This is a genomic window from Paraburkholderia sp. BR10923 (genome assembly GCF_040948765.1).
Taxonomy (GTDB): domain Bacteria; phylum Pseudomonadota; class Gammaproteobacteria; order Burkholderiales; family Burkholderiaceae; genus Paraburkholderia; species Paraburkholderia youngii.
Genome location: NZ_JBFPKO010000024.1, coordinates 1 through 24,153, shown reverse-complemented (window position 1 = coordinate 24,153; position 24,153 = coordinate 1). Strand labels below are relative to the sequence as shown.

The 24,153-nt window shown below is 66.6% G+C and carries 16 protein-coding genes; 10 read left to right on the top strand and 6 right to left on the bottom strand.

Going from position 1 to position 24,153, the window contains the following annotated elements; all coding sequences use genetic code 11:
* Positions 1 to 46 precede the first annotated feature (46 nt).
* Together AB3X94_RS32420 and AB3X94_RS32415 are read right to left on the bottom strand one after the other, a co-directional pair.
* The gene (locus AB3X94_RS32420; RefSeq protein WP_176109192.1) at positions 47 to 4,027 is read right to left on the bottom strand and encodes a DNA translocase FtsK; all 3,981 of its coding nucleotides are present in this window, start codon (positions 4,025 to 4,027) and stop codon (positions 47 to 49) included.
* 113 nt (positions 4,028 to 4,140) lie between these two features.
* Complete coding sequence (locus AB3X94_RS32415) at positions 4,141 to 4,677, bottom strand: META domain-containing protein (protein WP_176109191.1); 537 nt, start codon at positions 4,675 to 4,677, stop codon at positions 4,141 to 4,143.
* Positions 4,678 to 4,935: 258 nt separating this feature from the next.
* On the opposite strand from AB3X94_RS32415, the gene purT reads away from it, so the two are divergent.
* The 6 genes from purT (at position 4,936) to AB3X94_RS32385 (ending at position 12,128) form a co-directional block, all read left to right on the top strand.
* Positions 4,936 to 6,150 (top strand): formate-dependent phosphoribosylglycinamide formyltransferase, encoded by a 1,215-nt coding sequence (purT, locus tag AB3X94_RS32410; protein ID WP_176109190.1) that lies wholly within the window; start codon positions 4,936 to 4,938, stop codon positions 6,148 to 6,150.
* An 84-nt stretch (positions 6,151 to 6,234) separates the two neighbouring features.
* Positions 6,235 to 6,447 (top strand): DUF6726 family protein, encoded by a 213-nt coding sequence (locus AB3X94_RS32405; RefSeq protein WP_176109189.1) that lies wholly within the window; start codon positions 6,235 to 6,237, stop codon positions 6,445 to 6,447.
* 125 nt (positions 6,448 to 6,572) lie between these two features.
* Positions 6,573 to 6,953 carry an MliC family protein gene (locus AB3X94_RS32400; protein WP_176109188.1) on the top strand — a complete coding sequence of 127 codons (381 nt, stop codon included), beginning with the start codon at positions 6,573 to 6,575 and terminating at the stop codon, positions 6,951 to 6,953.
* Between the two features lie 239 nt (positions 6,954 to 7,192).
* Positions 7,193 to 8,845: an acetolactate synthase large subunit gene (locus AB3X94_RS32395; protein WP_368613667.1), complete on the top strand. Its 1,653-nt coding sequence runs from the start codon at positions 7,193 to 7,195 to the stop codon at positions 8,843 to 8,845.
* A gap of 45 nt (positions 8,846 to 8,890) precedes the next feature.
* Positions 8,891 to 10,327: an aldehyde dehydrogenase family protein gene (locus AB3X94_RS32390; protein WP_368613666.1), complete on the top strand. Its 1,437-nt coding sequence runs from the start codon at positions 8,891 to 8,893 to the stop codon at positions 10,325 to 10,327.
* 346 nt (positions 10,328 to 10,673) lie between these two features.
* On the top strand, positions 10,674 to 12,128 hold the full coding sequence (locus AB3X94_RS32385) for a DEAD/DEAH box helicase (protein WP_176121260.1): 1,455 nt from the start codon (positions 10,674 to 10,676) through the stop codon (positions 12,126 to 12,128).
* A gap of 104 nt (positions 12,129 to 12,232) precedes the next feature.
* On the opposite strand, the gene gluQRS is transcribed toward AB3X94_RS32385, so the two are convergent.
* Together gluQRS and AB3X94_RS32375 are read right to left on the bottom strand one after the other, a co-directional pair.
* On the bottom strand, positions 12,233 to 13,123 hold the full coding sequence (gluQRS, locus tag AB3X94_RS32380) for a tRNA glutamyl-Q(34) synthetase GluQRS (RefSeq protein ID WP_368613665.1): 891 nt from the start codon (positions 13,121 to 13,123) through the stop codon (positions 12,233 to 12,235).
* Positions 13,124 to 13,175: 52 nt separating this feature from the next.
* Entirely contained in the window at positions 13,176 to 14,039 is an 864-nt protein-coding gene (locus AB3X94_RS32375) for a sulfurtransferase (protein ID WP_368613664.1), read from the bottom strand.
* 316 nt (positions 14,040 to 14,355) lie between these two features.
* Here AB3X94_RS32375 and dnaE point away from each other — a divergent pair, with 316 nt between their 5' ends.
* The gene (dnaE, locus tag AB3X94_RS32370; protein ID WP_368613663.1) at positions 14,356 to 17,934 is read left to right on the top strand and encodes a DNA polymerase III subunit alpha; all 3,579 of its coding nucleotides are present in this window, start codon (positions 14,356 to 14,358) and stop codon (positions 17,932 to 17,934) included.
* Positions 17,935 to 17,992: 58 nt separating this feature from the next.
* Here dnaE and AB3X94_RS32365 read toward each other — a convergent pair whose 3' ends face one another.
* Complete coding sequence (locus tag AB3X94_RS32365) at positions 17,993 to 18,754, bottom strand: glycosyltransferase family 2 protein (protein WP_368613662.1); 762 nt, start codon at positions 18,752 to 18,754, stop codon at positions 17,993 to 17,995.
* 245 nt (positions 18,755 to 18,999) lie between these two features.
* Between AB3X94_RS32365 and msbA the strand changes: the two genes are divergently transcribed.
* Positions 19,000 to 20,793 carry a lipid A export permease/ATP-binding protein MsbA gene (gene msbA / locus AB3X94_RS32360; RefSeq protein WP_176109180.1) on the top strand — a complete coding sequence of 598 codons (1,794 nt, stop codon included), beginning with the start codon at positions 19,000 to 19,002 and terminating at the stop codon, positions 20,791 to 20,793.
* Positions 20,794 to 20,942: 149 nt separating this feature from the next.
* Entirely contained in the window at positions 20,943 to 21,983 is a 1,041-nt protein-coding gene (locus tag AB3X94_RS32355; protein ID WP_176109179.1) for a glycosyltransferase family 2 protein, read from the top strand.
* 57 nt (positions 21,984 to 22,040) lie between these two features.
* Here the strand turns inward: AB3X94_RS32355 and AB3X94_RS32350 are convergent, their stop codons facing one another.
* Positions 22,041 to 23,066 carry a glycosyltransferase family 2 protein gene (locus AB3X94_RS32350; protein WP_176109178.1) on the bottom strand — a complete coding sequence of 342 codons (1,026 nt, stop codon included), beginning with the start codon at positions 23,064 to 23,066 and terminating at the stop codon, positions 22,041 to 22,043.
* Between the two features lie 182 nt (positions 23,067 to 23,248).
* Between AB3X94_RS32350 and AB3X94_RS32345 the strand changes: the two genes are divergently transcribed.
* On the top strand, positions 23,249 to 24,153 hold a 905-nt coding region (locus tag AB3X94_RS32345; protein ID WP_368613661.1), incomplete at its 3' end, for a glycosyltransferase family 4 protein.

Genomic DNA, 24,153 nt, shown 5'->3' with positions numbered 1-24,153 from the left:
TTTCGCCCGTGTCGTTGCCGACCCGGCCTGGCGATTCACCGGCCGCTCATTCCGCCGGCCCCGGCGCCAGCACTTCGCGGCTGCCGTTGATGCTCATCGCCGACACGAGCCCGGCCGTCTCCATCTGTTCGACGAGCCGCGCCGCGCGGTTATAGCCGATGCGCAATTGCCGCTGCACCGACGAGATCGACGCGCGCCGCGTGCGCACGACGAACGCGACCGCTTCGTCATACAGCGGATCGGCTTCCGCATCCGGCGCTTCGCCGAACAGGTCCTGGGCCGCGCCGCCATCGGTGGCCGGGCCGTCGAGAATGCCTTCTTCGTATTGCGGCTCGCCGAACTGCTTCAGATACTCGACGATCGCATGCACTTCCTCGTCGGCGACGAACGCGCCGTGCACGCGCTGCGGGTAGCCCGTGCCCGGCGGCAGGAACAGCATGTCACCCTGGCCGAGCAGCGACTCGGCGCCCATCTGGTCGAGAATCGTGCGCGAGTCGATCTTCGACGACACCTGGAACGCGACGCGGGTCGGAATGTTCGCCTTGATGAGACCGGTAATTACGTCGACGGACGGCCGCTGCGTCGCGAGGATCAGGTGGATGCCGGCCGCGCGCGCCTTCTGCGCGAGCCGCGCGATCAGTTCCTCGATCTTTTTGCCGGCGACCATCATCAGGTCGGCGAGCTCGTCGATGACGACGACGATCAGCGGCAGCGGCGCGAGCGGCTCGGGTGCATCGGGCGTGAGCGAGAACGGGTTGCCGAGCTTCTTGCCCTTCGCCTCGGTGTCGCGGATCTTCTGGTTGAAGCCCGCGAGATTGCGCACGCCGACCGCCGACATCAGCCGGTAGCGCTTCTCCATTTCGCCGACGCACCAGTTCAGCGCATTGGCCGCGAGCTTCATGTCGGTGACGACCGGCGCGAGCAGATGCGGAATCCCTTCGTAGACCGAAAGCTCGAGCATCTTCGGGTCGATCATGATCAGACGTACTTCCTCGGGCGTCGCCTTGAACAGCAGCGAGCAGATCATCGCGTTGATCGCGACCGACTTGCCCGAACCGGTCGTGCCCGCCACTAGCATGTGCGGCGCCTTCGCGAGATCGGCGACGACCGGATGGCCGGTGATGTCCTTGCCCATCGCAAGCGTCAGTTGCGAGTGCGAGTTCTGGTAGACGCTCGCTTCGAGGATTTCGGAGAGCCGGATCGTCTGCCGCTTCGCGTTTGGCAGTTCGAGGCCCATGCAGGTCTTGCCTGGAATCGTTTCGACCACGCGGATCGACGTGAGACCGAGACCGCGCGACAGGTCCTTCATCAGACCGACGATCTGGCTGCCGCGCACGCCGAGCGCCGGTTCGACTTCGAAGCGCGTGATGACCGGACCCGCCGATGCGCCGACTACCGTCACCGGCACCTTGAATTCCTGCAGGCGCTGCTCGATCAGCTGGCCGGTTTCGCGGAGCTTTTCGTCCGAGATCGGCTCGACGTCGGCGTCGGCGGGGGCGAGCAGATCGAGCGTCGGCAGTTCGACCATCGATGCAGCCGGCGCATGGAACTCGAAGCCGTTGACCGGCGCGTGGCCGCGCAGCGGCGCGCGGGCGGCGGGCTCGGTGGCGGGTTGGGTCAGCGGTTGCGGTGTGGGCGCGGAAGCAGGCGACGGAGTGGGTGACGGTTCGGCTGCCGGTGTGTTCGTGACATACGTCGCGTTTGCGTCGAGCGAAGGCTCGATGCTGGTCGCCGGCGCGGCAACGCCAGGGAAACGGACCACGTTCGAGACGACGGCTGGGGCGGTTGCCGGTGTAGCCAGGTTCGCCGCGCTCGTTGAAGTCGACGACGGCGAGGCGTTCGTGGGGTCGATCGCGGGCTCGGTCGCAGCGGGCAGGGCAGGGGCGAGCGACGTCGCATGCGTCGGCGGCGTTGCTGGCTCACCTGGCCGCGCGCCTTCGTTCGCGGTCGGGCCGAGTTTGCTCTCCCAAGGCACGAGCGTTTTGTCGATGACGATTTCGGCGACAGGGGCCGGCTCTTGCTTCGGTGTCGCGGTGTCGGCGGTCGCAGGTTCGACGGTTCGCGCGGATTCTTCCCCCTGCGATGACGGGACGCTGGGGTTTGTCGTCGTCCGGTCTTCGATCGCCGGTACGTCTTCGTGCGTAGCGTCGTCCTGCAAGCTGGCTGCAAAGCGCTGGAACGGCGTCGCCCTCGCCGCCTCGTGTTGCGGCGCGCTTGCAGCAGGTTCCGCGGCGGCAGGCTCAGCCGCAGCGGATGCCGACGGCTCGACAACCGCGGGCGTGCCGGTGACAGCGTCCGCGCACACGGGATCGGCCGGCGTCTCTGCGACAGACGCGGGCTCTGCAATCGCGGATTCGACAGCCACAGCCGCAGCCGCCACGCCGGCCACCGGCTCGATCGCAGGCGTCGTCAGCGGCGCGGCCGTGAGCGGCGGATGAATGACCGGCGGTTCGGTCGGCCATTGCGCAACCGCTTCGTTGGCGCTCTCGACCGACGTGTCGGACTCGACCACCTCATGCTCAGCCGGCAACTCCACAGGTGACGCTTCTTGCTGCGACTGCGCCGGCGACACCGTCTCGCCGTTTTCGACAGGCAGCACGTCCGGCAGCGCCGGCGGCACGTCGAACGTTGTCAACATACGTTCCACGTCGCCAATCTTTGCGCCATCGCCGCCACGGCTGCGCGCGAGGCTCACGCCGGCCATGTCGGTCCAGCGCGCGGTGTTTTCCGCGATGCTGCGCAGCGTTTCCTCGACGCTCGCCGGCGGCGCGACCGTCGACGCGTTCGCCATCGTTCGCGTGAAGTCCGGTGTAGGGCGGCGCACGGTCGACGGCAATGTGACACCGTTGGCGCGCTGAGCCGCCGGGAACGGCTGACGCGGAGTCGCGCCGCGATTGAGCGGCGCGCTGCCGTCTGCTGGACGTGGCAGCGGCGACGGACGGCTGCCGCGGCCCGCGGCATTCATGGATCCCGCCGTCATGCCGATCCCGGCGCCCGACGTGGCGGACCGGCCCGCCATGGCCTGTGCCGCTCGCGCCGACACGCCGGCCGCATTGGCGGCCGTCGCCGCCAATGCGGCGCTGGAGCCGAACGGCGCGGCCACGCGCTGTTCGCCGACCGAGCGCCGACCGGCCTGCGCAGCGCTATCATGAACCGACATGCCCGATGAAGCCGATGCACCCGGCGATCCCGCCGCGGTCGCCGCGCGCGGCTCCGTCGTGCGCAGCCAACCCGCCGGCGCGACCGGCTCGGTCGGCACGAATGGTGCCGTGGACCTGTCCGGAGCTTTGTCCACCGGTGGCGCCTGCGTTGCCATCGACGCTCCCGGACGCAGCGGCGCGCTCGACCCCGTGCGCAACACCGGCTCGATCTGCCTGGCCGGCCCACGCGCCGCGCCAGCGGCCGCATCGGCGCGCCACTTTGCGCCGGCGCCACGGGCGGCAGCCTCCTTGCTACCCGCGACGCCAGCCGCGGCACTGCCCGCAGCGGCGGCGCCCACGCCGCGCCCGCTCGCGGGCGGACGCCACACCGTCGGCCGCGCGTAGCGACCCTTGCTGTTGCGCGGCGCCATCGTGTTGGTAGCGGGCGAAACGTGCGACGGCGCGCCGTCGTCGACGGTGCGGTGGCGGCGCGCATCCTCGTCTCGCTTCGCGAGTCCGCGCGACAACCCGAGGCCGAACGCGCCGTCGGCCCAGGCGGCGACCTCGCTCCAGCGGAAGTCGATGAGCCAGGGCAGGCTGATCAGGAGCAGCGCGAGCGCCGCGAGCGGCGTGCCGATATGGCCGAGCAGACGCCCAAGCCCGGCGGCCAGCGCATGACCGAAACCATTGACGCCGGCAATGCCGATCAGCGAGCCCTCGAGCGTGCAACTCGCGATCAGCACGCAGACGAAGCCGAGCCACAGCCGGATCGTGCCGGGGCCGCGCAGACCCGCACCGCCCGGCAGCATCGACTTCACGAGGCGCCACAAAAGAGGAATGAACCAGACGGCCGACCCGCCGAACCAGCCGAAAACTACCGTGTGCATACCAGACATCTACGAATGACGGAGCGCGCGAGAAGCGCAATCCGTCGAGTTTAAACGGCGCAGCGCGCGGCTTCGAAGGCCGGCGCGAGTCCCGAACGCGGCGCAAACTCGCATCACTTGTCGCTGCGATCGAACATCAGCGTGTCGCCGTTCTCGAGGATCAGCTGCATCTGCTGTGGCGCGCGCATCTGCACGCCGGTGCGAGCGATGCGTTCGAGCGCTTCGAGGAACGGCTTTTCGATGTCGCCGCCCGGCGACACGCACGCCTTGCGCGTGCCGGCGAGGGTGCCGAAGCTGAGCTTGCCGTCCTTCAGCAGGTATGAACCCATGAAGCGGTTGCAGCCGGAAAAGCCGCTCGCATGGCGTCGGCCGCCTTCGGTCGACAACGTGAGCGTGAGCGGCTCCTGATCCTTCGACGGCACCGCGCGCGCCGTGCCGTCGGCGTTCTTCCACGAGCTCAGCACCCAGCTGCTGTCGTCGAGCAGTTGCACGGCGGCGGGATTGAATGGATCGGGCGGCGGCGCCGACGAATCCGGATGCTTCGGGATCGCGCAGGCCCCGAGCAGCGCGGCGATGCTCAACGCGGCGACGGCCGTGCGCAGGCACGGAGTGATGCGCGCAAGACGTCGCGGGCGGGAGCGGATGAGCATGGCGTCGTTCCTGTTCAAACTGGCGAAGGCGTAAGGGTAACGTACTAAGCTTGTCGTGCGCGAGCGATGCGCGCGGTGGCGCGGTCGCGGCTGCGAACGTCGACGAGGCGGCACGCTTGCGCCCGACCGCCACGGCCTCGCGAGCGGACTCAGAGCGCACCCTGAACGCACCCTGAGCGCCGCGCGGCAAGGGGGCCGCATGTTAACATCGCGGTCTATCCAATCCCACCCTCATCCCGACTTTTATCTGGAGTTCCCATGCAGATCGGCCAACGGATCGGCACCCCCCTTTCTGAATCCGCGACGCGCGTGATGCTGCTCGGCGCCGGCGAGCTCGGCAAGGAAGTGATCATCGCGCTGCAACGGCTGGGCGTCGAAGTGATCGCCGTCGACCGTTACCCGAACGCGCCGGGCCATCAGGTCGCGCATCGCGCGCACGTGATCGACATGACCGACCGCGCCGCGCTGCGCGCGCTGGTCCAGCAGGAGCGCCCGCATCTGATCGTCCCCGAAATCGAGGCGATCGCCACCGACGAGCTCGCCGCGATCGAAACCGAGGCGCTCGCCGAGGTGATCCCGACCGCCCGCGCCACCCAGCTGACGATGAACCGCGAAGGCATCCGCCGCCTCGCCGCCGAGGAGCTCGGCCTCGCGACCTCGCCGTACGCATTCGCCGATTCGCTCGACGAGCTGCGCGCGGGCATCGCGAAGGTTGGCTATCCGTGCGTCGTGAAGCCGGTGATGTCGTCGTCGGGCAAGGGGCAGTCCGTATTGCGCCGCGACGCCGACGTCGAACCCGCGTGGCAGTACGCGATGGCGGGCGGCCGCGTGAATTTCGGGCGCGTGATCGTCGAGGGTTTCATCGACTTCGAATATGAAATCACGCAGCTCACCGTGCGCGCGATCGACCCGGCTAGCGGCGCGGTCAGCACGTATTTCTGCGACCCGATCGGCCACGTGCAGGTCGCGGGCGACTATGTCGAATCGTGGCAGCCGCAGCCGATGAGCCCGCTCGCGCTCGAGCGTTCGCGCGAGATCGCGCACAAGGTCACGGCGGCGCTCGGCGGCCGCGGCCTCTTTGGCGTGGAACTTTTCGTGCGCGGCGACGACGTATGGTTTTCGGAAGTCAGCCCGCGTCCGCACGACACGGGGCTCGTCACGCTGTGCTCGCAGCGCTTCTCGGAGTTCGAACTGCATGCGCGCGCGATCCTCGGCTTGCCGGTCGACACGTCGCTGCGTGCGCCGGGTGCGTCGGCGGTGATCTACGGTGGACGCGACGAGACCGGCATCGCGTTCGAAGGCGTCGCGGCGGCACTCGCGGTGCCCAACTCGGACCTGCGCCTGTTCGGCAAGCCGGAGAGCTTCGTCAAACGCCGCATGGGCGTCGCGCTCGCGACCGGCGCGAACATCGACGAAGCGCGCTCGCGTGCGAAGCACGCCGCTGCGGCGGTTCGGCCGGTGTCGGCGAAGTAACGAGCAGGGGCAGGCGGCGACGCGCGGCGTGGGCCGCAATCGTTGCTGGCTTATCGCAGCAAAGAGATCGGAGTAGGGGATCGTATGGCGCTTGAATCGCGCAGCAATCCGTGGCGTGGCGCGCTTCGCCGGGTCGGCGCACTCGGCGTGGCGTTCGCGCTGTGTGCCGGGATCAGCGGCTGCGGGCTCGCGGCGGCGCCGTGCCGGATCGCTTCGGCGGGACTGAAGATCGTGCCGGTCGTCGGGCACGTCGCCGCCGCGCCGACCGATGCGTGTGCCGAGGTGATCGATCCTTGAAACGTCGTCGAACTGTCCGTGAATTGCCCACGAGCTTCCTGTAACCCGCCTGTGACCCGTCTGTGACCGGCGTGGCGGCCGGTATGCCTTCCCTGCCTGACCCCCCGCAACAATCGAGGTGTTCGATGAAGACATGGCGTGTTGCATTCCTCACCGCAGCATCGATGGTGGCCTCGCTGGCGGCATCTTCTGGCGGCGCCTCGGCCGCGCCGTTGCAGTTCAAGCACATCGAAGGCAAGAACCACCAGACGCGCAAATACACGTGCGCGACCGGCAAGATCCTGCAGGTTACCTACTGGAACGCGCAGAACGGCCAGAGCTTCGCCGTGCTGCCGGTGAAAGGCACCTCGATGCTGTTCGTCAACACGGTCTCGGCGTCCGGCGCGAAATACCAGGCCGGCAGCTATACGTGGTGGACCAAGGGACCGCGCGCCAATCTTTATGACCTGACGAGCGGCGAGAACGCGCCGCCGATTCTCTCCGACTGCGTAACGGTGATTCGCTGATTCATTGATCGGCGCGCACCTGCACGTCATGCGGCGGGTTCATCCTCTGCCGCCGCCTGCTTCCTCTCGCGCCCGGCTTCCTGCCCCTCGCGCGCATCGTTTCCATTCGAGTAGTAAGCTGTCCAGCATGGTGTTCGCCATGCCGTTTGCCATGCCGCGCGCGCGATGCGGTGTTTCGCGCGCAGCCGTCGTTGTCGTCTTCGATTGTCCGTCCCCCGAGTCATCAAGCGAGACCCTCAATGAAAGCATCGGACCTGTTCGTCAAATCGCTGGAAGCCGAAGGTGTCGAGTACGTGTTCGGCATCCCCGGTGAAGAAAATCTCGATCTGCTCGAGTCGCTGCGCCGCTCGAAAATCCGTCTGATCCTCACGCGCCACGAGCAGGCGGCCGGCTTCATGGCCGCCACCTACGGGCGGCTCACCGGCCGCACGGGAGTATGTCTGGCGACGCTCGGCCCCGGCGCGACCAACTTCGTGACTGCGGCCGCCTACGCGCAACTGGGCGGCATGCCGATGCTGATGGTCACCGGCCAGAAGCCGATCAAGTCGAGCAAGCAGGGGCACTTCCAGATCGTCGACGTGGTGCGGATGATGGAGCCGCTCACCAAGTACACGCGGCAGATCGTGTCGATCGGCAATATTCCGGCGGCGGTGCGCGAGGCGGTGCGCCGCGCCGAGGAGGAGCGCCCGGGCGCCGCGCACCTCGAATTGCCCGAGGACGTCGCGCACGAGGAGGGCGACGGCAAGCCGATTCCGAAGAGCTACAGCCGCCGTCCGGTCGCCGAGGAGAAGGCGGTCTCGCGCGCGGTCGAGGCGATCACCGCCGCGAAGCATCCGCTCCTGATGATCGGCGCGGGCGGCAACCGCAAGACCACGACGAAGATGCTGCGCGAGTTCGTCGATCAGATCGGCATTCCGTTCTTCACGACGCAGATGGGCAAGGGCGTGATCGACGAATCGCATCCGATGTGGCTCGGCAACGCGACGCTCTCCGACGGCGACTTCGTGCATCGCGCGATCGAGCACGCGGATTGCATCATCAACGTCGGTCACGACGTGATCGAAAAGCCGCCGTTTTTCATGCGCAGCGGCGAGGCGGGCGAGAAGACCGTGATCCACGTGAACTTCCTCGGCGCCGAAGTCGATCCGGTGTATTTCCCGCAGATCGAAGTGGTCGGCGACATCGCGAATGCGGTGTGGCAGCTGAAGGAGAGCCTGAAGACGCGTCAGGAGCATTGGGACTTCACGCGCTTCAAGGAGATCAAGGAGCACTTCGAGGCGCATCTGGTGAAGGGCCAGCACGACGACCGCTTCCCGATGTACCCGGTGCGGATCGTCAGCGACGTGTACGAGACCACGCCGGTCGACGGCATCGTGTGTCTGGATAACGGCATGTACAAGATCTGGTTCGCGCGCTACTACCGCGCGCACGAGCCGAATTCGCTGCTGCTCGACAACGCGCTGGCGTCGATGGGCGCGGGGCTGCCGTCGGCGATCGCAAGCAAGATCGTGCATCCGGAGCGCAAAGTGATCGCCGTGTGCGGCGACGGCGGCTTCATGATGAACTCGCAGGAGCTCGAAACGGCGGTGCGCCTGAAGCTCGACCTGGTGATCCTGATCCTGCGCGACGACGCGTTCGGCATGATCCGCTGGAAGCAGGAGAACATGAACTTCCCGGACTACGGCATGACGCTTGCGAACCCGGATTTCGTCGCCTATGCGCAGAGCTATGGAGCTCAGGGGCATCGGGTCGAGGCCGCCGAACAGTTCGCGCCGCTGTTGCGCGAGTGCTTCGTGACGCCCGGCGTGCACGTGATCGACGTGCCGATCGACTATTCCGACAACGAGCGCGTGCTCAATCGCGAGATCAAGCGGCTGTCCGCGCGGCTTTGAGCCTCTGTGCATCGACGCTTTGATTCGATTCAAGGAGAACGCGACATGTTGCAGAAAACCTATCCGTACTACCTCGCGAATGAGCCGGTGGCCGCCAACACCGATCTCGAAGTCACCGACAAATTCAGTGGCGAAGTCGCCACCCGCGTCGCGATGGCCGACGCGGCCGCGATCGACAAGGCGATCGGCCTCGCGGTCGATGCGATGCCGGCGCTGCGCACCTACCCGCCGTTCAAGCGCCAGGCGGTGCTCGAACACTGCGTGAAGCGCTTTCGCGAGCGCTACGACGAGCTCGCGCTCGCGCTGTGCATCGAGGCGGGCAAGCCGATCAACGATTCGAAGGGCGAGGTCACTCGCCTGATCGATACGTTCAAAGTCGCCGCCGAGGAAAGCGTGCGAATCGACGGCGAGATCATCAATCTGGAGATTTCGCCGCGCGCGAACGGTTACCACGCGTACGTGAAGCGCGTGCCGATCGGGCCGTGCTCGTTCATCTCGCCGTTCAATTTTCCGTTGAACCTCACTGCGCACAAGGTCGCGCCGGCGATCGCGGCGGGCGTGCCGTTCGTGCTGAAGCCGGCGAGCCGCACGCCGGTCGGCGCGCTGATCATGGGCGAAATTCTTGCGGAAACCGATCTGCCGAAGGGCGCGTTTTCGATTTTGCCCGCGCACCGCGACGGCGCCGACCTGTTTACGACGGACGAGCGCTTCAAGCTGCTGTCGTTCACCGGGTCGCCGGCGGTCGGCTGGGAGCTGAAACGCAAAGCCGGCAAGAAGAAGGTGATTCTGGAACTGGGCGGCAACGCGGCGGCGATCGTCGACGGCGATCAGGGCGGCAAGCTCGACTACGTGGTCGAGCGGCTCGCGTTCGGCGCGTTCTATCAGTCGGGGCAGAGCTGCATCGGCGTGCAGCGGATTCTTGCGCACGCGAGCGTCTACGATGCGCTGCGCGAGAAGCTGATCGCGAAGACGAAGTCGCTGGTGATGGGCGATCCGAAGAACGAGAAGACCTTCGTCGGGCCAATGATCTCCGAATCGGAGGCCAAGCGGCTCGCCGGCTGGATGGAGGGGGCGGTGCAGGCGGGCGCGCAGATCGTCGCGGGGGGCAAGGTCGACGGCGCGATGTTCGAGGCGACGCTGCTCGAAGGCGTGAAGCGCGACACCGATCTGTATCGCAAGGAGGCGTTCGGGCCGGTCGCGATCCTGGAGCGCTTCAACGATTTCGAGGCGGCGCTCGCGCAGGTCAACGACAGCGACTTCGGCCTGCAGGCCGGCGTGTTCACCGATTCGCTCGCGCATGCGCATCGCGCCTGGGATGCGCTCGAAGTGGGCGGCGTCGTGATCAACGACGTGCCGTCGTTCCGCGTCGACAACATGCCGTATGGCGGCGTCAAGGATTCGGGGCTGGGGCGCGAGGGCGTGCGCTACGCGATCGAGGATATGACCGAGCTGCGGCTGATGGTGATGCGCGAGACGTGGTGAGCGGTCGCTCTGACGCGGGCAGGGCGCGCGCGGGACGGCTGACGAACGCCGCGCGCCGCCCGCCCAGGCGCCCGGCTGTCATGCCACTGTCGTTTGTGCGCACTACGCTGCGACCGAAGCAACGGCCGCGAGCGGCCGGCCAGCCGGCCGTCGCGAGCGTTTTTGCTGAAGTGCTACAATACTGGGCTTTCGGCGGGTGTTTCCGCCAACCGGAGCCGGCCGCATTAACCGAACTCAGACGGGTCTCGCGCGGAACGACGTGGCTCCGCCTTCATCCTGATGCCCTCCGCGGCCCCGACCGCTGCCGCGCGCATCCGCGCCACGCGCCTTTTTAGCGAAAGCCACCATGTCCGACACAGCCGTCACGCCCAGCACTGAGACTTTTGATCAATTCGGCCTCGCGCCCGACATCCTGAAGGCCATCAAGGAATCGGGCTACACGTCGCCCACGCCGATCCAGGCGAAGGCGATCCCGGTCGTGCTGGCGGGCCGTGACGTGATGGGCGCCGCGCAGACCGGTACCGGCAAGACCGCGAGCTTCTCGCTGCCGATCATCCAGCGTCTGCTGCCGCAAGCCAATACGAGCGCGTCGCCGGCTCGCCATCCGGTGCGCGCGCTGATCCTCACGCCGACCCGCGAACTCGCCGACCAGGTGGCCGCGAACGTGCAGGCCTACGCGAAGCACACGGCGCTGCGCAGCGCGGTCGTGTTCGGCGGCGTCGATATGAATCCGCAGTCCGACCAACTGCGCCGCGGCGTCGAAATCCTGATCGCGACGCCGGGCCGTCTGCTCGATCACGTGCAGCAGAAAACCGCCAACCTGGGCCAGGTGCAGATGCTCGTGCTCGACGAAGCCGACCGCATGCTCGACATGGGCTTCCTGCCCGACCTGCAGCGCATCCTGAACCTGCTGCCGAAAGAGCGCCAGACGCTGCTCTTTTCCGCGACGTTCTCGGGCGAAATCAAGAAGCTCGCCGCAACCTATCTGCGCAATCCGCAGACCATCGAAGTCGCGCGCAGCAACTCGACCGCGACCAATGTCACGCAGGTCGTCTACGAAGTGGCCGAGGGCGACAAGACCGGCGCGGTCGTGCAACTGATCCGCGAGCGCGGCCTGAAGCAGGTGATCGTGTTCTGCAACAGCAAGATCGGCGCAAGCCGGCTCGCGCGCAGCCTCGAACGCGACGGCGTGGTCGCGACCGCGATTCACGGTGACCGCTCGCAAAGCGAGCGCATGCAGGCGCTCGACGCGTTCAAGCGCGGCGAGGTCGAGGCGCTGGTCGCGACCGATGTCGCCGCGCGCGGTCTCGATATCGCCGAACTGCCGGCGGTGATCAACTTCGACCTGCCGTTCAACGCCGAAGACTACGTGCACCGGATCGGCCGGACGGGCCGCGCGGGCGCATCGGGCGACGCGCTGTCGCTGTGCAGCCCGAATGAGCGCAAGCAACTGGCCGACATCGAGAAGCTGATCAAGCGTCCGCTCGACTTGCAGCGCCTGACCGTCGAGGCGCCGGTGCGCCATCATCACGATGATCGTTCGCTGCGCCGTGAGCGCAGTGAATCGCGCGACGAGCGCAGCCGCCGTCGCACGGGCGGGGCATCGGGTTCGTATGACCGTCCGCATCATCATCGCGCGCAACCGATCGACGATTTCTTCCTGAAGCCGTACGAGCCGTCGCCGGCATCGGTGCACAAGGTCGAGGAGACGGCCGCGCCGCAAAAGGCAGCGCCGAAGCGGCAACTGGCCGCGTTGCTCGGTGGCTTCGGAATGCCGAGGAAGACGCCTTCGTCGTCGTAAGACGGGCTGTCGGGTTCGGAGCTCGGGGTGCAACGCCCCGAGCGTAAAGCGGTGGAGCCCCGTTCCGATGTTTCGGAAAGCGCAGCAGACTCCACGCATGCGCATCATCTGGATGGGCGAATGTTCATCCGTTTTGCCCAGGCCGCGGTCGCGGCGCTGTAGAACTGCTCGAGCGTCGCGGGCGGCTCGCTTCCCAGTTCGAGTCCCAGATGCCGTGCCGCCGCGCCTAATGCTTCGAGCGGCTTGTCGCTATCGAGCGCGGTCGCGCCGGTCTGTTTGCTCAGCTTCTCGCCGTGCTCGTTCGTGACGACCGGCACATGCAGATATTCGGGCGTCGCCACGCCCAGACAACGTTGCAGATAAATCTGCCGCGCCGTCGAATCCATCAGATCCGCGCCGCGCACGATGTGCGTAATGCCCGCGTCCGCATCGTCCACCACGACCGCCAGCTGATACGCCCATTGATCGTCCGCGCGGCGCAGCACGAAATCGCCGACCTCGGTCGCGAGGTTTTGCGTCTGCGGACCCTGCCAGCGGTCGTCGAACGTGATCACGGCCGAGTCGCCGTCGGGCACACGCAGGCGCCACGCGCGCGCGGGCTTGCCGTGCAGACCGGTGCGGCAGGTGCCGGGGTAGGCGAGCGTGGTGTTGCGCGCGTGCGCGTGCAATAGCGAATCGGCGATTTCCTTGCGCGTGCAGCCGCACGGATAGACGAGACCGGTCGATTTCAACCGCTCCAGCGCCTGCTGATAGTGCGCGATGCGCTGGCTTTGCCAGAGCGGCGTTTCGTCGGCGCGCATGCCGAAGCGTTCGAGAGTCGCGAGGATGTCCTCGGCGGCACCGGGCACCGTGCGCGGTCCGTCGATATCTTCGACGCGCACGAGCCACGCGCCGCGCTGCGCGCGCGCGTCGAGCCAGCTCGCGAGCGCGCTGACCAGCGAACCGAAATGCAGCGGGCCGGTTGGCGACGGTGCGAAGCGTCCGCGATAGGTCATGGTGTGGGGAGGTCAGGCGAGGCGCCCGCGCCGCGAGGCACCCCGGCTGACATTACGCGGCGCACGCGGCCTTGCTGTCCGGATGGCACGCCGGGCAGGTCTTGCCCGCGACGTACATCGGCGATTGCTGTTGCTCGGGCGTGACCACCGCGCGGCAGCCGAAGCATTGCGCGGTCGCGGTCGGTTCGAGTTGCGGATTCAGTGCGGTGCGATAGTCGAACACGAAGCAGTCGCCGTGATAATGCGCGCCGCCCACTTCCTCGAAGTATTTGAGGATGCCGCCTTCGAGCTGGTACACGTTCTCGATGCCGACTTCTTTCATATGGATCGCGGCCTTCTCGCAGCGGATGCCGCCCGTGCAGAACGACACCACCGTCTTGCCTTCGAGATCGGTGCGGTTGCTCTCGATCACCTCGGGGAATTCGCTGAACTTCGTGATGCGATAGTCGAGCGCGTTGTCGAACGTGCCGACGTCGACTTCGAACGCGTTGCGCGTGTCGAGCATCACGACCGGACGGCCTTCGTCGTCGTGACCGCGGTCGAGCCAGGTCTTCAGCGTGGGCGCGTCGACGAACGGTGCGCGGCCGAGCTCGGGGCGGATCGCTGGCTTTTTCATCGTGATGATTTCGCGCTTGAGCTTGACCAGCATGCGCGTGAACGGCTGCTTGTCCGACAGGCTTTCCTTGAACTGCAGATTCGCGAACTTGCCTTCGAACAGCGCGTCGTGGCGGATGTAGTCGATGAACGCGTCGGTGTTCTCGCGCGTGCCGGCGAGGAACAGGTTGATGCCTTCCGGCGCGAGCAGGATAGTGCCGCGCAGGCCGAGCGCATTGCAGCGTTCGGTGACGAATGGGCGCCAGGCGGCGGTGTCTTCGATGGTCGCGAATTGATACGCGGCGAGATTGACGATACTCATGTGTGTTCTGCGGTAAAGATGGCCGGCGTGGCGAAGGGCGGCGGGCCGTGCCGCCGCTGTTGCGCCCCCGTATAAGACCCGGGTTTCGCGCGCGGTTTCGCGCGCGTTTGCCGTGCGCGTTTGCCGTGCATTTGCCAGTTGAATGGCCAGGCCGAAACAGGCGAAACCTCTATTATCCCTCAACCGGGGATTTTCCCCGGCCTGGCCGAATGGCTAACGGGTTGCGCTAGCGCAAACAACCCTCTCGCCGACCTCGTCCTGGCCGGATGGCCAACGCGCCGTTTAGAACTGAAATCTGCGGAAGGGTGGGGTTACAATGTCGCCCATGTCAGATCCCCGCTTCGTCCATCTCCGCGTTCACTCCGAATTCTCGATTGCCGACGGCATCGTGCGTCTCGACGACATCGTCGCGGCGGCGGCCAAAGACGGTCAGGGCGCGCTTGCGCTCACCGACCTCGGCAACGCGTTCGGCCTCGTCCGTTTCTACAAGGAAGCGCGTGGCAAAGGAGTCAAACCCATTGCCGGCTGCGACGTCTGGATCACCAATCCGGACGACCGCGACAAGCCTTCCCGTCTGCTGCTGCTGGTCAAGGACCGCCGCGGTTACCTCAACCTTTGCGAATTGCTCAGCAAGGCCTCGCTGACGAACCAGTATCGCGGCCGCGCGGAAATCGAAGCCGGCTGGCTCGAAACCGGTTTGGGCGAAGGGCTGCTCGCGCTGTCGGGCGCGCAGCAGGGCGACATCGGTCTTGCGTTGGCGGCGGGCAATGAAGAGGCGGCGAAGCGCAATGCACGGCATTGGGCGAAGGTGTTTCCGGGCGGCTTTTATATCGAGCTGCAGCGCTACGGTCAGCCTGGCGGCGAGCAGTACGTGCAGCAGGCGGTCGCGCTCGCGGCATCGCTGAAACTGCCGGTCGTCGCGACGCACCCGATGCAGTTCATGACGCCGGACGACTTCACCGCGCACGAAGCGCGCGTGTGTATTTCCGAAGGCGATATTCTCGCGAATCCGCGTCGCCAGAAGCGCTTCACGTCCGAGCAGTATTTCCGCACGCAACAGGAAATGGCCACGCTGTTCGCGGACATTCCTTCGGCGCTCGCGAACACGGTGCAGATCGCCAAGCGCTGCAATCTGAAGCTCGAACTCGGCAAGCCGAAGCTGCCGCTCTTTCCGACGCCCGACGGCATGTCGCTCGACGACTACCTGGTGCAGCTGTCGAAAGAGGGCCTCGAAAAGCGGCTCGAACAGCTGTATCCGGACGAGGCCGAGCGCGACGCGCAACGCCCGACCTACTACCAGCGCCTCGAATTCGAGTGCGGCACGATCATCAAGATGGGCTTTCCAGGCTACTTCCTGATCGTTGCGGACTTCATCAACTGGGCGAAGAACAACGGCGTGCCGGTCGGTCCTGGCCGCGGTTCGGGCGCCGGTTCGCTGGTCGCCTATGCGCTCGGCGTGACCGATCTCGATCCGCTGCGCTACAACCTGCTGTTCGAACGTTTCCTGAATCCGGAGCGGGTGTCGATGCCCGACTTCGATATCGACTTCTGCCAGCACGGCCGCGATCGCGTGATCCAGTACGTGAAGGAAAAGTACGGCGCGAACGCGGTGTCGCAGATCGCGACGTTCGGCACGATGGCGGCAAAGGCGGCCGTGCGCGACATCGGCCGCGTGCTCGATCTCGGCTACATGTTCACGGACGGCGTCGCGAAGCTGATCCCGTTCAAGCCGGGCAAGCACGTGACGATCGCCGACGCGATGAAGGAAGAGCCGCTATTGCAGGAGCGCTTCGACAACGAAGACGAAGTGCACCAGCTGCTCGAACTCGCGCAGCGCGTAGAGGGCTTGACACGTAACGTCGGTATGCACGCGGGCGGCGTGCTGATCGCGCCCGGCAAGCTGACCGATTTCTGCCCGCTCTATACGCAGGGCGACGACAGCGGCGTCGTCAGCCAGTACGACAAGGACGACGTCGAGGCGGTCGGCCTCGTGAAGTTCGACTTTCTGGGCCTGACCACGCTGACCATTCTGGATTGGGCCGAGCGCTACATCCGCCGCCTCGATCCGTCGAAGCAGGACTGGTCGCTCGGCCAGGTGCCGCTCGACGACCCCGCGTCGTTCTCGATCCTGAAGAAAGCGAACACGGTCGCCGTGTTCCAGCTGGAAAGCCGCGGCATGCAGGGCATGCTGAAGGACGCGCAGCCCGATCGCTTCGAGGACATCATCGCGCTCGTCGCGTTGTACCGCCCGGGTCCGATGGACCTGATCCCGAGCTTCTGCGCACGTAAGCACGGCCGCGAGGTGGTGGAATATCCGGACCCGCGCGTCGAACCTGTTCTGAAAGAGACCTACGGCATCATGGTCTACCAGGAGCAGGTGATGCAGATGGCGCAGATCATCGGCGGTTACTCGCTGGGCGGCGCCGACCTGCTGCGTCGCGCGATGGGTAAGAAAAAGCCCGAGGAGATGGCCCAGCACCGCGAGATTTTCGCGGAAGGCGCGGCCAGGAACGGCCTCACGCGCGAGAAGTCCGACGAAATCTTCGACCTGATGGAGAAGTTCGCGGGCTACGGCTTCAACAAGTCGCACGCGGCTGCGTATGCGCTGCTCGCCTACTACACCGCGTGGCTGAAGGCGCACCATCCGGCCGAATTCATGGCGGCCAACATGTCGCTCGCGATGGACGACACGGACAAGGTCAAGATCCTGTTCGAAGACTGCCTCGCGAACAAGATGGCCGTGCTGCCGCCGGACGTGAACCTGTCGGCGTATCGCTTCGAGCCGGTCGCCGAGGCCGACGGCAAGCGCTCGCGCACGATCCGTTATGGTCTCGGCGCAATCAAGGGCAGCGGCCAGAACGCGATCGAAGAAATCCTGCGCGCGCGCGAGGACGGCCGCTTCATCGACATCTTCGATTTCTGCAATCGCGTCGACCGGCGCATCGTCAATCGACGCACGATCGAAGCGCTGATTCGCGCCGGCGCGTTCGACACGCTGCATGCGAACCGCGCGCAGCTGATCGCATCGGTGTCGCTCGCGATGGAAGCGGCCGAGCAGGCGGCGGCCAATGCGCTGCAGGCGGGTCTGTTCGACATGGGCGACGCGCCGTCGCAAGGCCACGAACTCGTCGACGAACCGGAGTGGCCGGAAAAGCGCAAGCTGCAGGAAGAAAAGGCCGCGCTCGGTTTCTACCTGTCGGGCCATCTGTTCGATGCATACAAGGACGAAGTGCGCCGGTTCGTGCGCCAGAAGATCGGCGAGCTGAAGGAAGGGCGCGACAAGCTCGTTGCGGGCGTGATCGTATCGCTGCGCACGCAGATGACCCAGCGCGGCAAGATGCTGATCGCGCTGCTCGACGACGGCACCGGTCAGTGCGAAGTGACAGTCTTCAACGAGGTCTTCGAAGAACACAAGCAGCTGTTCAAGGAAGACGAACTGCTGGTCGTGCAGGGCCAGGCGCGTAACGACGCGTTCACGGGCGGCATCCGCTTCACCGTCGAAACGGTGATGGATCTCGGCCGCGCGCGCTGCCGCTACGCGGACTCGCTGAAGGTGCAGATGAACGGCAACGCTGACGCGCAGGCATTGCGCCGGGTGCTCGAAGCGCACACCGCCGGCAAGGAAGAGCCGGCCGGGGCAGCCGCGTCGGCGGCCGCCACTCGTGGCAACGGCGGTGGCAACGGCGGCGGCCGTGGCGGCTTCGGCGGCGATGGCGGTCGTCAGCGTCAGGCGGTGCAGATTCCGAATGGACTCGCGGTGCAGGTGGTTTATCGCAGCGAGCATGCGCAAGGCGAAATGCGTCTGGGCGACGCGTGGCGCGTGAAGCCGACCGACGAACTGCTCGCCGCGCTGCGCGGCGAATTTGCGGGAAGCTCGATCGAGATCGTGTATTGAGCGAGGTAGGCGGTGTGGATCGGCCGGTGCCGCGTGTACCGGCTAATCTGAGCTCAGCTTATCGCCCGCCCGTTTTTTCCAGCCGCGCCAGCTTCAGAAACCGGTAGTACACCGTCTCCGCATTGAACAGCGCGATCATCAGCCCGGTGCGGCCATCCAGAAAACCGCGCCGCAGCAGATAAGTCCGTACGAACGCCCACAGGCCGCGCCCGATCGCAAGACGAATGCTGCCTTTCTGCCCGGCCTCGTAACGCTGCCGCGCGCCGGCCGTCGAATACGCGTCGAGCTTGCGCAGCACGCCCTCGTAGTCCTCGTACGAGTAGTGCATCAGCTTGCCGGTCAGGCGTTGCGCGGGCGTGGCGAACACGAGGCGCTCGTGCACGAGATCGTCGGAGAAACGCGCGGTGCCGCGTTTGAAAAGGCGCGGAATCCAGTCCGGATACCAGCCGCTGTGATGAACCCATTGGCCGCAGAAGCTCGACAGACGGTCCACCGCGTAGACGTCGGCGGCGGGCGCGGCGAGCGCCGCGCGAATCGATGCGGCAAGTTCCGGCGTGACGATTTCGTCGGCGTCGAGCGACAGGACCCAGCTGGTGGTCAGTGCATCGACCGCACGGTTCTTTTGCGGGCCGAAGCCCGGCCAGTCCGTTTGCTCGATGACACGCGCGCCGTGCGCGCGGGCGATGTCGGCGGTGCCGTCGGTGCTGCCGCCGTCGATCACGACGATCTGATCGGCGAAGGCCACGGCCTGCAGGCATTCGGCGAGCCGCGCCGCCGCGTTCCGGGTGATGATGGCAACGCCAAGAGTGGTTTCTTGCATACCTGAGTTGCGTGGAGGACGAAGTGACGGAGCGGGGCCCCGCGACCCGGCAATCGAGCAGCGAGTATACACATCCCATCCGGCCCTGCACCACAGCGTGTATCGGCCAAGGTGTTGCGCGCATGCCGTCGTGCGCCGAGCGCCGGCCGTCATCTGCAACCGATTACAATGCTCTTTTTTGATATTCCACGCGGCCACCCAACCCTGCGCCGCGTGCTCGCCGTTCCGCATTTCCAGAGGATTCCTTGAGCGCGAAGCCAACGTTAAGCAAACCCATGGGTTCAGGCGATGCGTCGTCGCCGGCCGTCGTCCTGCGGCGCCTGTGGCCATTCATCAAGCCGCTGCTGTGGGTCGTGCTCGGCGCGATCGTCGCGATGGCAGTGAGCGCCGGCACCGACGCCGCCATTCCCGCGCTGCTCAAGCCACTGCTCGACAAGGGCTTCGGCTCGCACGCGGTCGACAAGACCAAGTGGCTCGTGCCGATCGCGGTGATCGGCCTCGCGCTGATTCGCGGCGTGTCGCAGTATGCGTCCGGCTATCTGCTCGCGTACGTGTCGAACAAGATCCTGCTCGAGCTGCGTCTGAAGATGTTCGACCGCATGATCCACACGAGCGTCGCGTTCTTCCAGCGCGAAACCGCGAGCACGGTGATCAACGCGATCGTCTTCGAGGTCAACCAGATTCTGAACGTGCTGCTGAGCGTGATGGTCACGCTCGTGCGCGACTCGCTGACGGTGATCTTCCTGCTCGGCTATCTGTTCTATCTGAACTGGCGCCTGACGTTGATCGTCGCGGTGCTGCTGCCGGGCATCGGCTGGCTGGTCGGCAAGATCAATCGCCGGCTGCGGCGCCTGAACCGCGAGCATCAGCTGCTCACCAACGAGCTGTCGTACATCGTCGAGGAGACGGTGGGCGGCTACAAGGTCGTCAAGGTGCATAACGGCGAGCAGTACGAGATGGACCGCTTCAACTCGATGAGCCGGCGCCTGCGCGGCTACGCGATGCGCATGACGGTGTCCGGCGGCCTCGCGCAGCCGTTGACGCAGTTCCTCGCGTCGATCGCGCTCGCGGTCGTGATCACGATCGCGGTGGTGCAGTCGTCATCGGATCAGACGACGGTCGGCGGCTTCGTCGCGTTCGTCACGTCGATGCTGCTCATCATCTCGCCGCTCAAGCATCTGATGGACGTGAACCAGCCGTTGCAGCGTGGTATGACCGCGGCCGAGCTGATCTTCGGTCTGATCGACGAGCCCGCCGAGCCGAAGGGCGGCGGTAGGCCCCTTGCTCGCGCGCGCGGCGAGGTCGAGTTCCGCGACGTGTCGTTCAACTACGGCACCAGCTCCACGCACAACCGTCACACGCTCGACCAGGTGTCGTTCAAGGTCGCCCCGGGCGAGATGGTCGCGCTTGCGGGTCCGTCGGGCAGCGGCAAGACCACACTCGTGAACCTGCTGCCGCGCTTCTTCGATCCGACCGGCGGCGCGATCCTGGTCGACGGCGTCGCGCTGCCCGAGTACGACCTGCACGCGCTGCGCAGCCAGATCGCGATGGTGAGCCAGGACGTCGTGCTGTTCAACGACACGATCGCGCACAACGTCGCGTACGGTCAGGAGGTCGATGCGGAGAAGGTCAAGGCGGCGTTGCGTGCGGCGAACCTGTGGGACACCGTGCAGGCGATGCCGCAGGGCATCGAGACGCTCGTCGGCGACAACGGCATGATGCTGTCGGGCGGCCAGCGCCAGCGTCTCGCGATCGCGCGCGCGATCTACAAGGACGCGCCGATTCTGATTCTCGACGAAGCGACGTCGGCGCTCGATTCAGAGTCCGAGCGCCACGTGCAGGCGGCGCTCGAAACGCTGATGAAGGGCCGCACGACGCTCGTGATCGCGCACCGGCTGTCGACCATCGAGCGCGCCGACCGCATCCTCGTGATGGAAGCGGGCCGGATCGTCGAGCGTGGCAGCCATCGCGAGCTGCTCGAGCACGACGGCCTGTACGCGCATCTGCATCGGATCCAGTTCCAGCAAAGCCCGGTTTGATCCGGCACATTGCGGCCCCAACCGCTAATCGCCTATCCGGCCCATTATCTGGGCCGGTGTTGCGTTTAAGTCTCAATTGGTTGCGCATTTTCGGCGCTCATCGCATGCTGGCGGGCAATCACGGTCCGCCTGGCGGAAATCGACTGCCTATGTTTGACGACGATCCGAGCAAGCCGCTCGTCTCCATCGCGCTCGCGACGTACAACGGCCGCACTTATCTGCCCGAGCTGCTGGCTTCGCTCGAAGCGCAGAGCTGGCCGCATCTCGAAGTCGTGGTATCCGACGACGCATCCTGCGACGGCACCCGCGAACTGCTCGCGTCGTATACGGGACGCGTGCCGGTGCGGCTCGTCGGCGATGGCACACGGGCGGGCATCGTCGGCAATTTCGAGCGCGCGCTCGCCGGCTGCCGCGGCGACTACATCGCGCTTGCCGACCAGGACGACGTCTGGGCGCCCGAGAAAGTCGCCGATCTGATGCGGGAGGTGCGGCGCGCGGAAAGCGCGGGCGACGGCGCCGCCACGCCGGCGCTCGCGTTCTGCGACATCGAGCTCGTCGACTCGACGCTGTGCCGTCTGTCGCGCTCGCTGTTCGATATCACCGCGAAGTCGCGCTGCGCGACGCGCTTGCGCGATTTTCTGCTGAGCAACCATGTGCCCGGCTGCGCGATGCTCGTCAACCGCGCGGCGCTCGATCGCGCACTGCCGTTCCCGCCCGGCATCGTGATGCACGACTGGTGGCTCGCGATGGTGGTTGCGTCGTTCGGCGAGATTCGCCACGTCGCGGCGCCGCATCTGAAGTATCGGCAGCATGACGGCAACGCGGTCGGCGCGAGCGCGACCAACGAGCGCGCGGTGCGTGACGAATGCGGCGCCGAGGCGGCACGGCGGCGCGGCGCGAGCCGGCGGCGGCAGATCGAAGCCATCGCGGATCAGGTGCGGGTGTTCACGCGCCGCTTCGGCGCCGAGCTGCCCGTCGATGCGCGTCATGACATGTACGCGTTTTCGCGCGGTGTCGCGAGCTGGCGCGGCGCGTTCGAGTTCGTGATGATCAGTCACACCGGCGAGACCTTCGTGCGCTCGGTGAAGATGCTGCGGCGCTTGCGCGCGAGTGTGCTGAGCTTCGGCGTCGAACTGCGAAGGCCGGGTCTCGCGCGACGCTTGCGGCAGCGGCGGGGCGCGTCGCGCTGAGTTTCGTGAGCCGCGCCGCATCGAGTCGCAAAGCGCGGTCAGACCTTACTGTCGTCTTCAGGCCTTTCCGCCCCGCACGAGCCGCTTGAGCCAGATGCCCGGTGCATAGACCACCGGGCAACTCGCATACAGAAACATCCGAATCCGCAGCCCGAGCTTCACGCCGGCGCTGCGCGTCACGAGACCAATGCGTTCGCCAAGACTGCCCGCTTCGAACATCGCATGGATGAACTGCTCGCGCGCGAGCTTCGGCGCCATCGCCGCGCGCATGCGTTCGCCGACGCCGGCGATCTGAGCATCGCGCTGCAGCTGCGCAAGTTCCGCGAGTCCGTAGCGATTGCTCTGCCGCATCCGCGCGATCAGCTCGTCGACCGACTGGTAGCGACGCTTGCGCGAGAGTCCGCCGCGCCGGTAGCGCACCAGCGGCTCGCGCAGACTGATCGCGCCGCCCGATAGGATCGCGCGCAGCACCATGATCTGATCCTCGGCCGCGGCGCCCGGCAGCATCGGCCCGAAGCGCTCGATCAGGCGTCGCGACCACGTATGCGCGGCGCCGATCAGCCACGGACGCTCGACGAGCCAGTCGTCGAAGCTGCGATAGCGGTCGAGCTCGGTCGGGCTCACGCGCTCGTGCACGTGACCCGTTTCGTCCATGTCGGCGAGATCGGTCGCGATCAGGTCGGGGCGGCGCCCATGCGCGAGCCAGCAGTCGACGACGCGCTCGCAGCGCTCGGGCGCCGACATGTCGTCGCCGGCTGCGACGAACAGCAACTCGCCCTGCGCCAACTGCGCGAGTTGCGACAGGTGCGCGCTGATGCCCTGGTTCACCAGATTGCGCCGCGCGATCACGCGATGCGGCCCGCTGTAGCCGGCGAGCGCCGCTTCGATCGCGGCGTAGGTCGCGTCGCGGGACGCGTCGTCGGAGACGATGATTTCGAGCGGCTCGTAGGTTTGCGCGAGCGCGCTGCGCACGGCGTCGCCGATCTGCTCTGCCTGGTTGTAGGCGATCACGAGCATCGAGACGAGGGGGCGGGCGGTGTCTGCGGTTGCAGGGGGTGCGAGGTGCGCCAGGCTATCGGTCATGGAGTCGGGGAGAAAGCGATTGGCCTAGATTCTAGCCGCTGACGGCCGCGCCGCGCGACGCGCACGGCAAACCCGAGCCCCCGCGAGCTGAACCCGGCGAAATCCATCCTTTACAATTGCCGCTGCCCCGAAACTGCGCACCCGCGGACTCGTCCGCGCGTGCGCCTCACCGAGACCGATCCTTGTCAGAGCCGACCCTCGACCCGAACCAGCGGCCCCTCACCGACATCGCGCTGACCGCCCAGGCGCTGAAGAACAGCGGCGGCGCCGAGCGCTACACGCGCGACGTGATCGCCGGCCTGCATCGGCTCGGTCTGCGCCCGACGCTGTTCGCGCGCGAGATCGACGAGGCGCTTCCCGAGGCCGCGTGGATCGATGCCCAGCCGCTCAACGTGCGCTGGGCGCCGCGCAAGCTGCGCAACCTCGCGTTCGACTGGCGTCTGAAGCAGCGTTTGAAGCGGCATCGTCCGGCGTGCGTGTTCTCGATCAATCACTCGACGCATGCCGACGTCGCATTGTGCGGCGGAACGCATCCGGGTTCGCTCGAAGCCGCGGGCCGCACCGCGCGCCGCAGCGACGAATGGCAAATCGAGCTCGAGCGGCGCGTCTACACGCGGGCGCGCGCGATCGTCGCGCATTCGCAATTGATGAGCCGCGAGTTGCAGCGTTTCTATCACGTGCCGGCAGCGCGCATCGACGTGCTTTATCCGCCCGTCGACACCGCCCGCTTCAAGCCGCTCGACGCCGCCGCGCGCGCGGCCGTGCGCCGCCAGCTCGGCGTGCCCGACGATCGCGTGATGTTCGTGTTCTCGTCGACGAGTCACGAGCGCAAGGGCTATCCGTTGCTCGAAGCGTTTTTCTCGGGCACGACGCTGCCGGTCTGTCTCGTCGTCGCGGGCCGCCCGGTGCCCAAAACTGGCGACACAATTCGTTACGCGGGTTACAGCAAAGAGATCGAAAAGCTGTTCGCGGCCGCCGATTTCACGGTCGTCGCGTCAGCGTACGAGCCGTTCGGGCTCGTCGGTGTCGAGTCGGTGATGTGCGGCACGCCGCTCGTGATCGCCGACAACGTCGGCTCGGCGGAGAC

Bases quoted from the DNA above. Each gene is read 5' to 3' on its own strand.
- AB3X94_RS32365 (WP_368613662.1), bottom strand. From the start codon at position 18,754: ATGCAAGAAACCACTCTTGGCGTTGCCATCATCACCCGGAACGCGGCG.
- AB3X94_RS32350 (WP_176109178.1), bottom strand. From the start codon at position 23,066: ATGACCGATAGCCTGGCGCACCTCGCACCCCCTGCAACCGCAGACACC.
- AB3X94_RS32390 (WP_368613666.1), top strand. From the start codon at position 8,891: ATGTTGCAGAAAACCTATCCGTACTACCTCGCGAATGAGCCGGTGGCC.
- AB3X94_RS32395 (WP_368613667.1), top strand. From the start codon at position 7,193: ATGAAAGCATCGGACCTGTTCGTCAAATCGCTGGAAGCCGAAGGTGTC.
- AB3X94_RS32385 (WP_176121260.1), top strand. From the start codon at position 10,674: ATGTCCGACACAGCCGTCACGCCCAGCACTGAGACTTTTGATCAATTC.
- dnaE (WP_368613663.1), top strand. From the start codon at position 14,356: ATGTCGCCCATGTCAGATCCCCGCTTCGTCCATCTCCGCGTTCACTCC.
- AB3X94_RS32405 (WP_176109189.1), top strand. From the start codon at position 6,235: ATGGCGCTTGAATCGCGCAGCAATCCGTGGCGTGGCGCGCTTCGCCGG.
- AB3X94_RS32400 (WP_176109188.1), top strand. From the start codon at position 6,573: ATGAAGACATGGCGTGTTGCATTCCTCACCGCAGCATCGATGGTGGCC.
- AB3X94_RS32415 (WP_176109191.1), bottom strand. From the start codon at position 4,677: ATGCTCATCCGCTCCCGCCCGCGACGTCTTGCGCGCATCACTCCGTGC.
- purT (WP_176109190.1), top strand. From the start codon at position 4,936: ATGCAGATCGGCCAACGGATCGGCACCCCCCTTTCTGAATCCGCGACG.
- gluQRS (WP_368613665.1), bottom strand. From the start codon at position 13,123: ATGACCTATCGCGGACGCTTCGCACCGTCGCCAACCGGCCCGCTGCAT.
- AB3X94_RS32420 (WP_176109192.1), bottom strand. From the start codon at position 4,027: ATGCACACGGTAGTTTTCGGCTGGTTCGGCGGGTCGGCCGTCTGGTTC.
- AB3X94_RS32355 (WP_176109179.1), top strand. From the start codon at position 20,943: ATGTTTGACGACGATCCGAGCAAGCCGCTCGTCTCCATCGCGCTCGCG.
- AB3X94_RS32375 (WP_368613664.1), bottom strand. From the start codon at position 14,039: ATGAGTATCGTCAATCTCGCCGCGTATCAATTCGCGACCATCGAAGAC.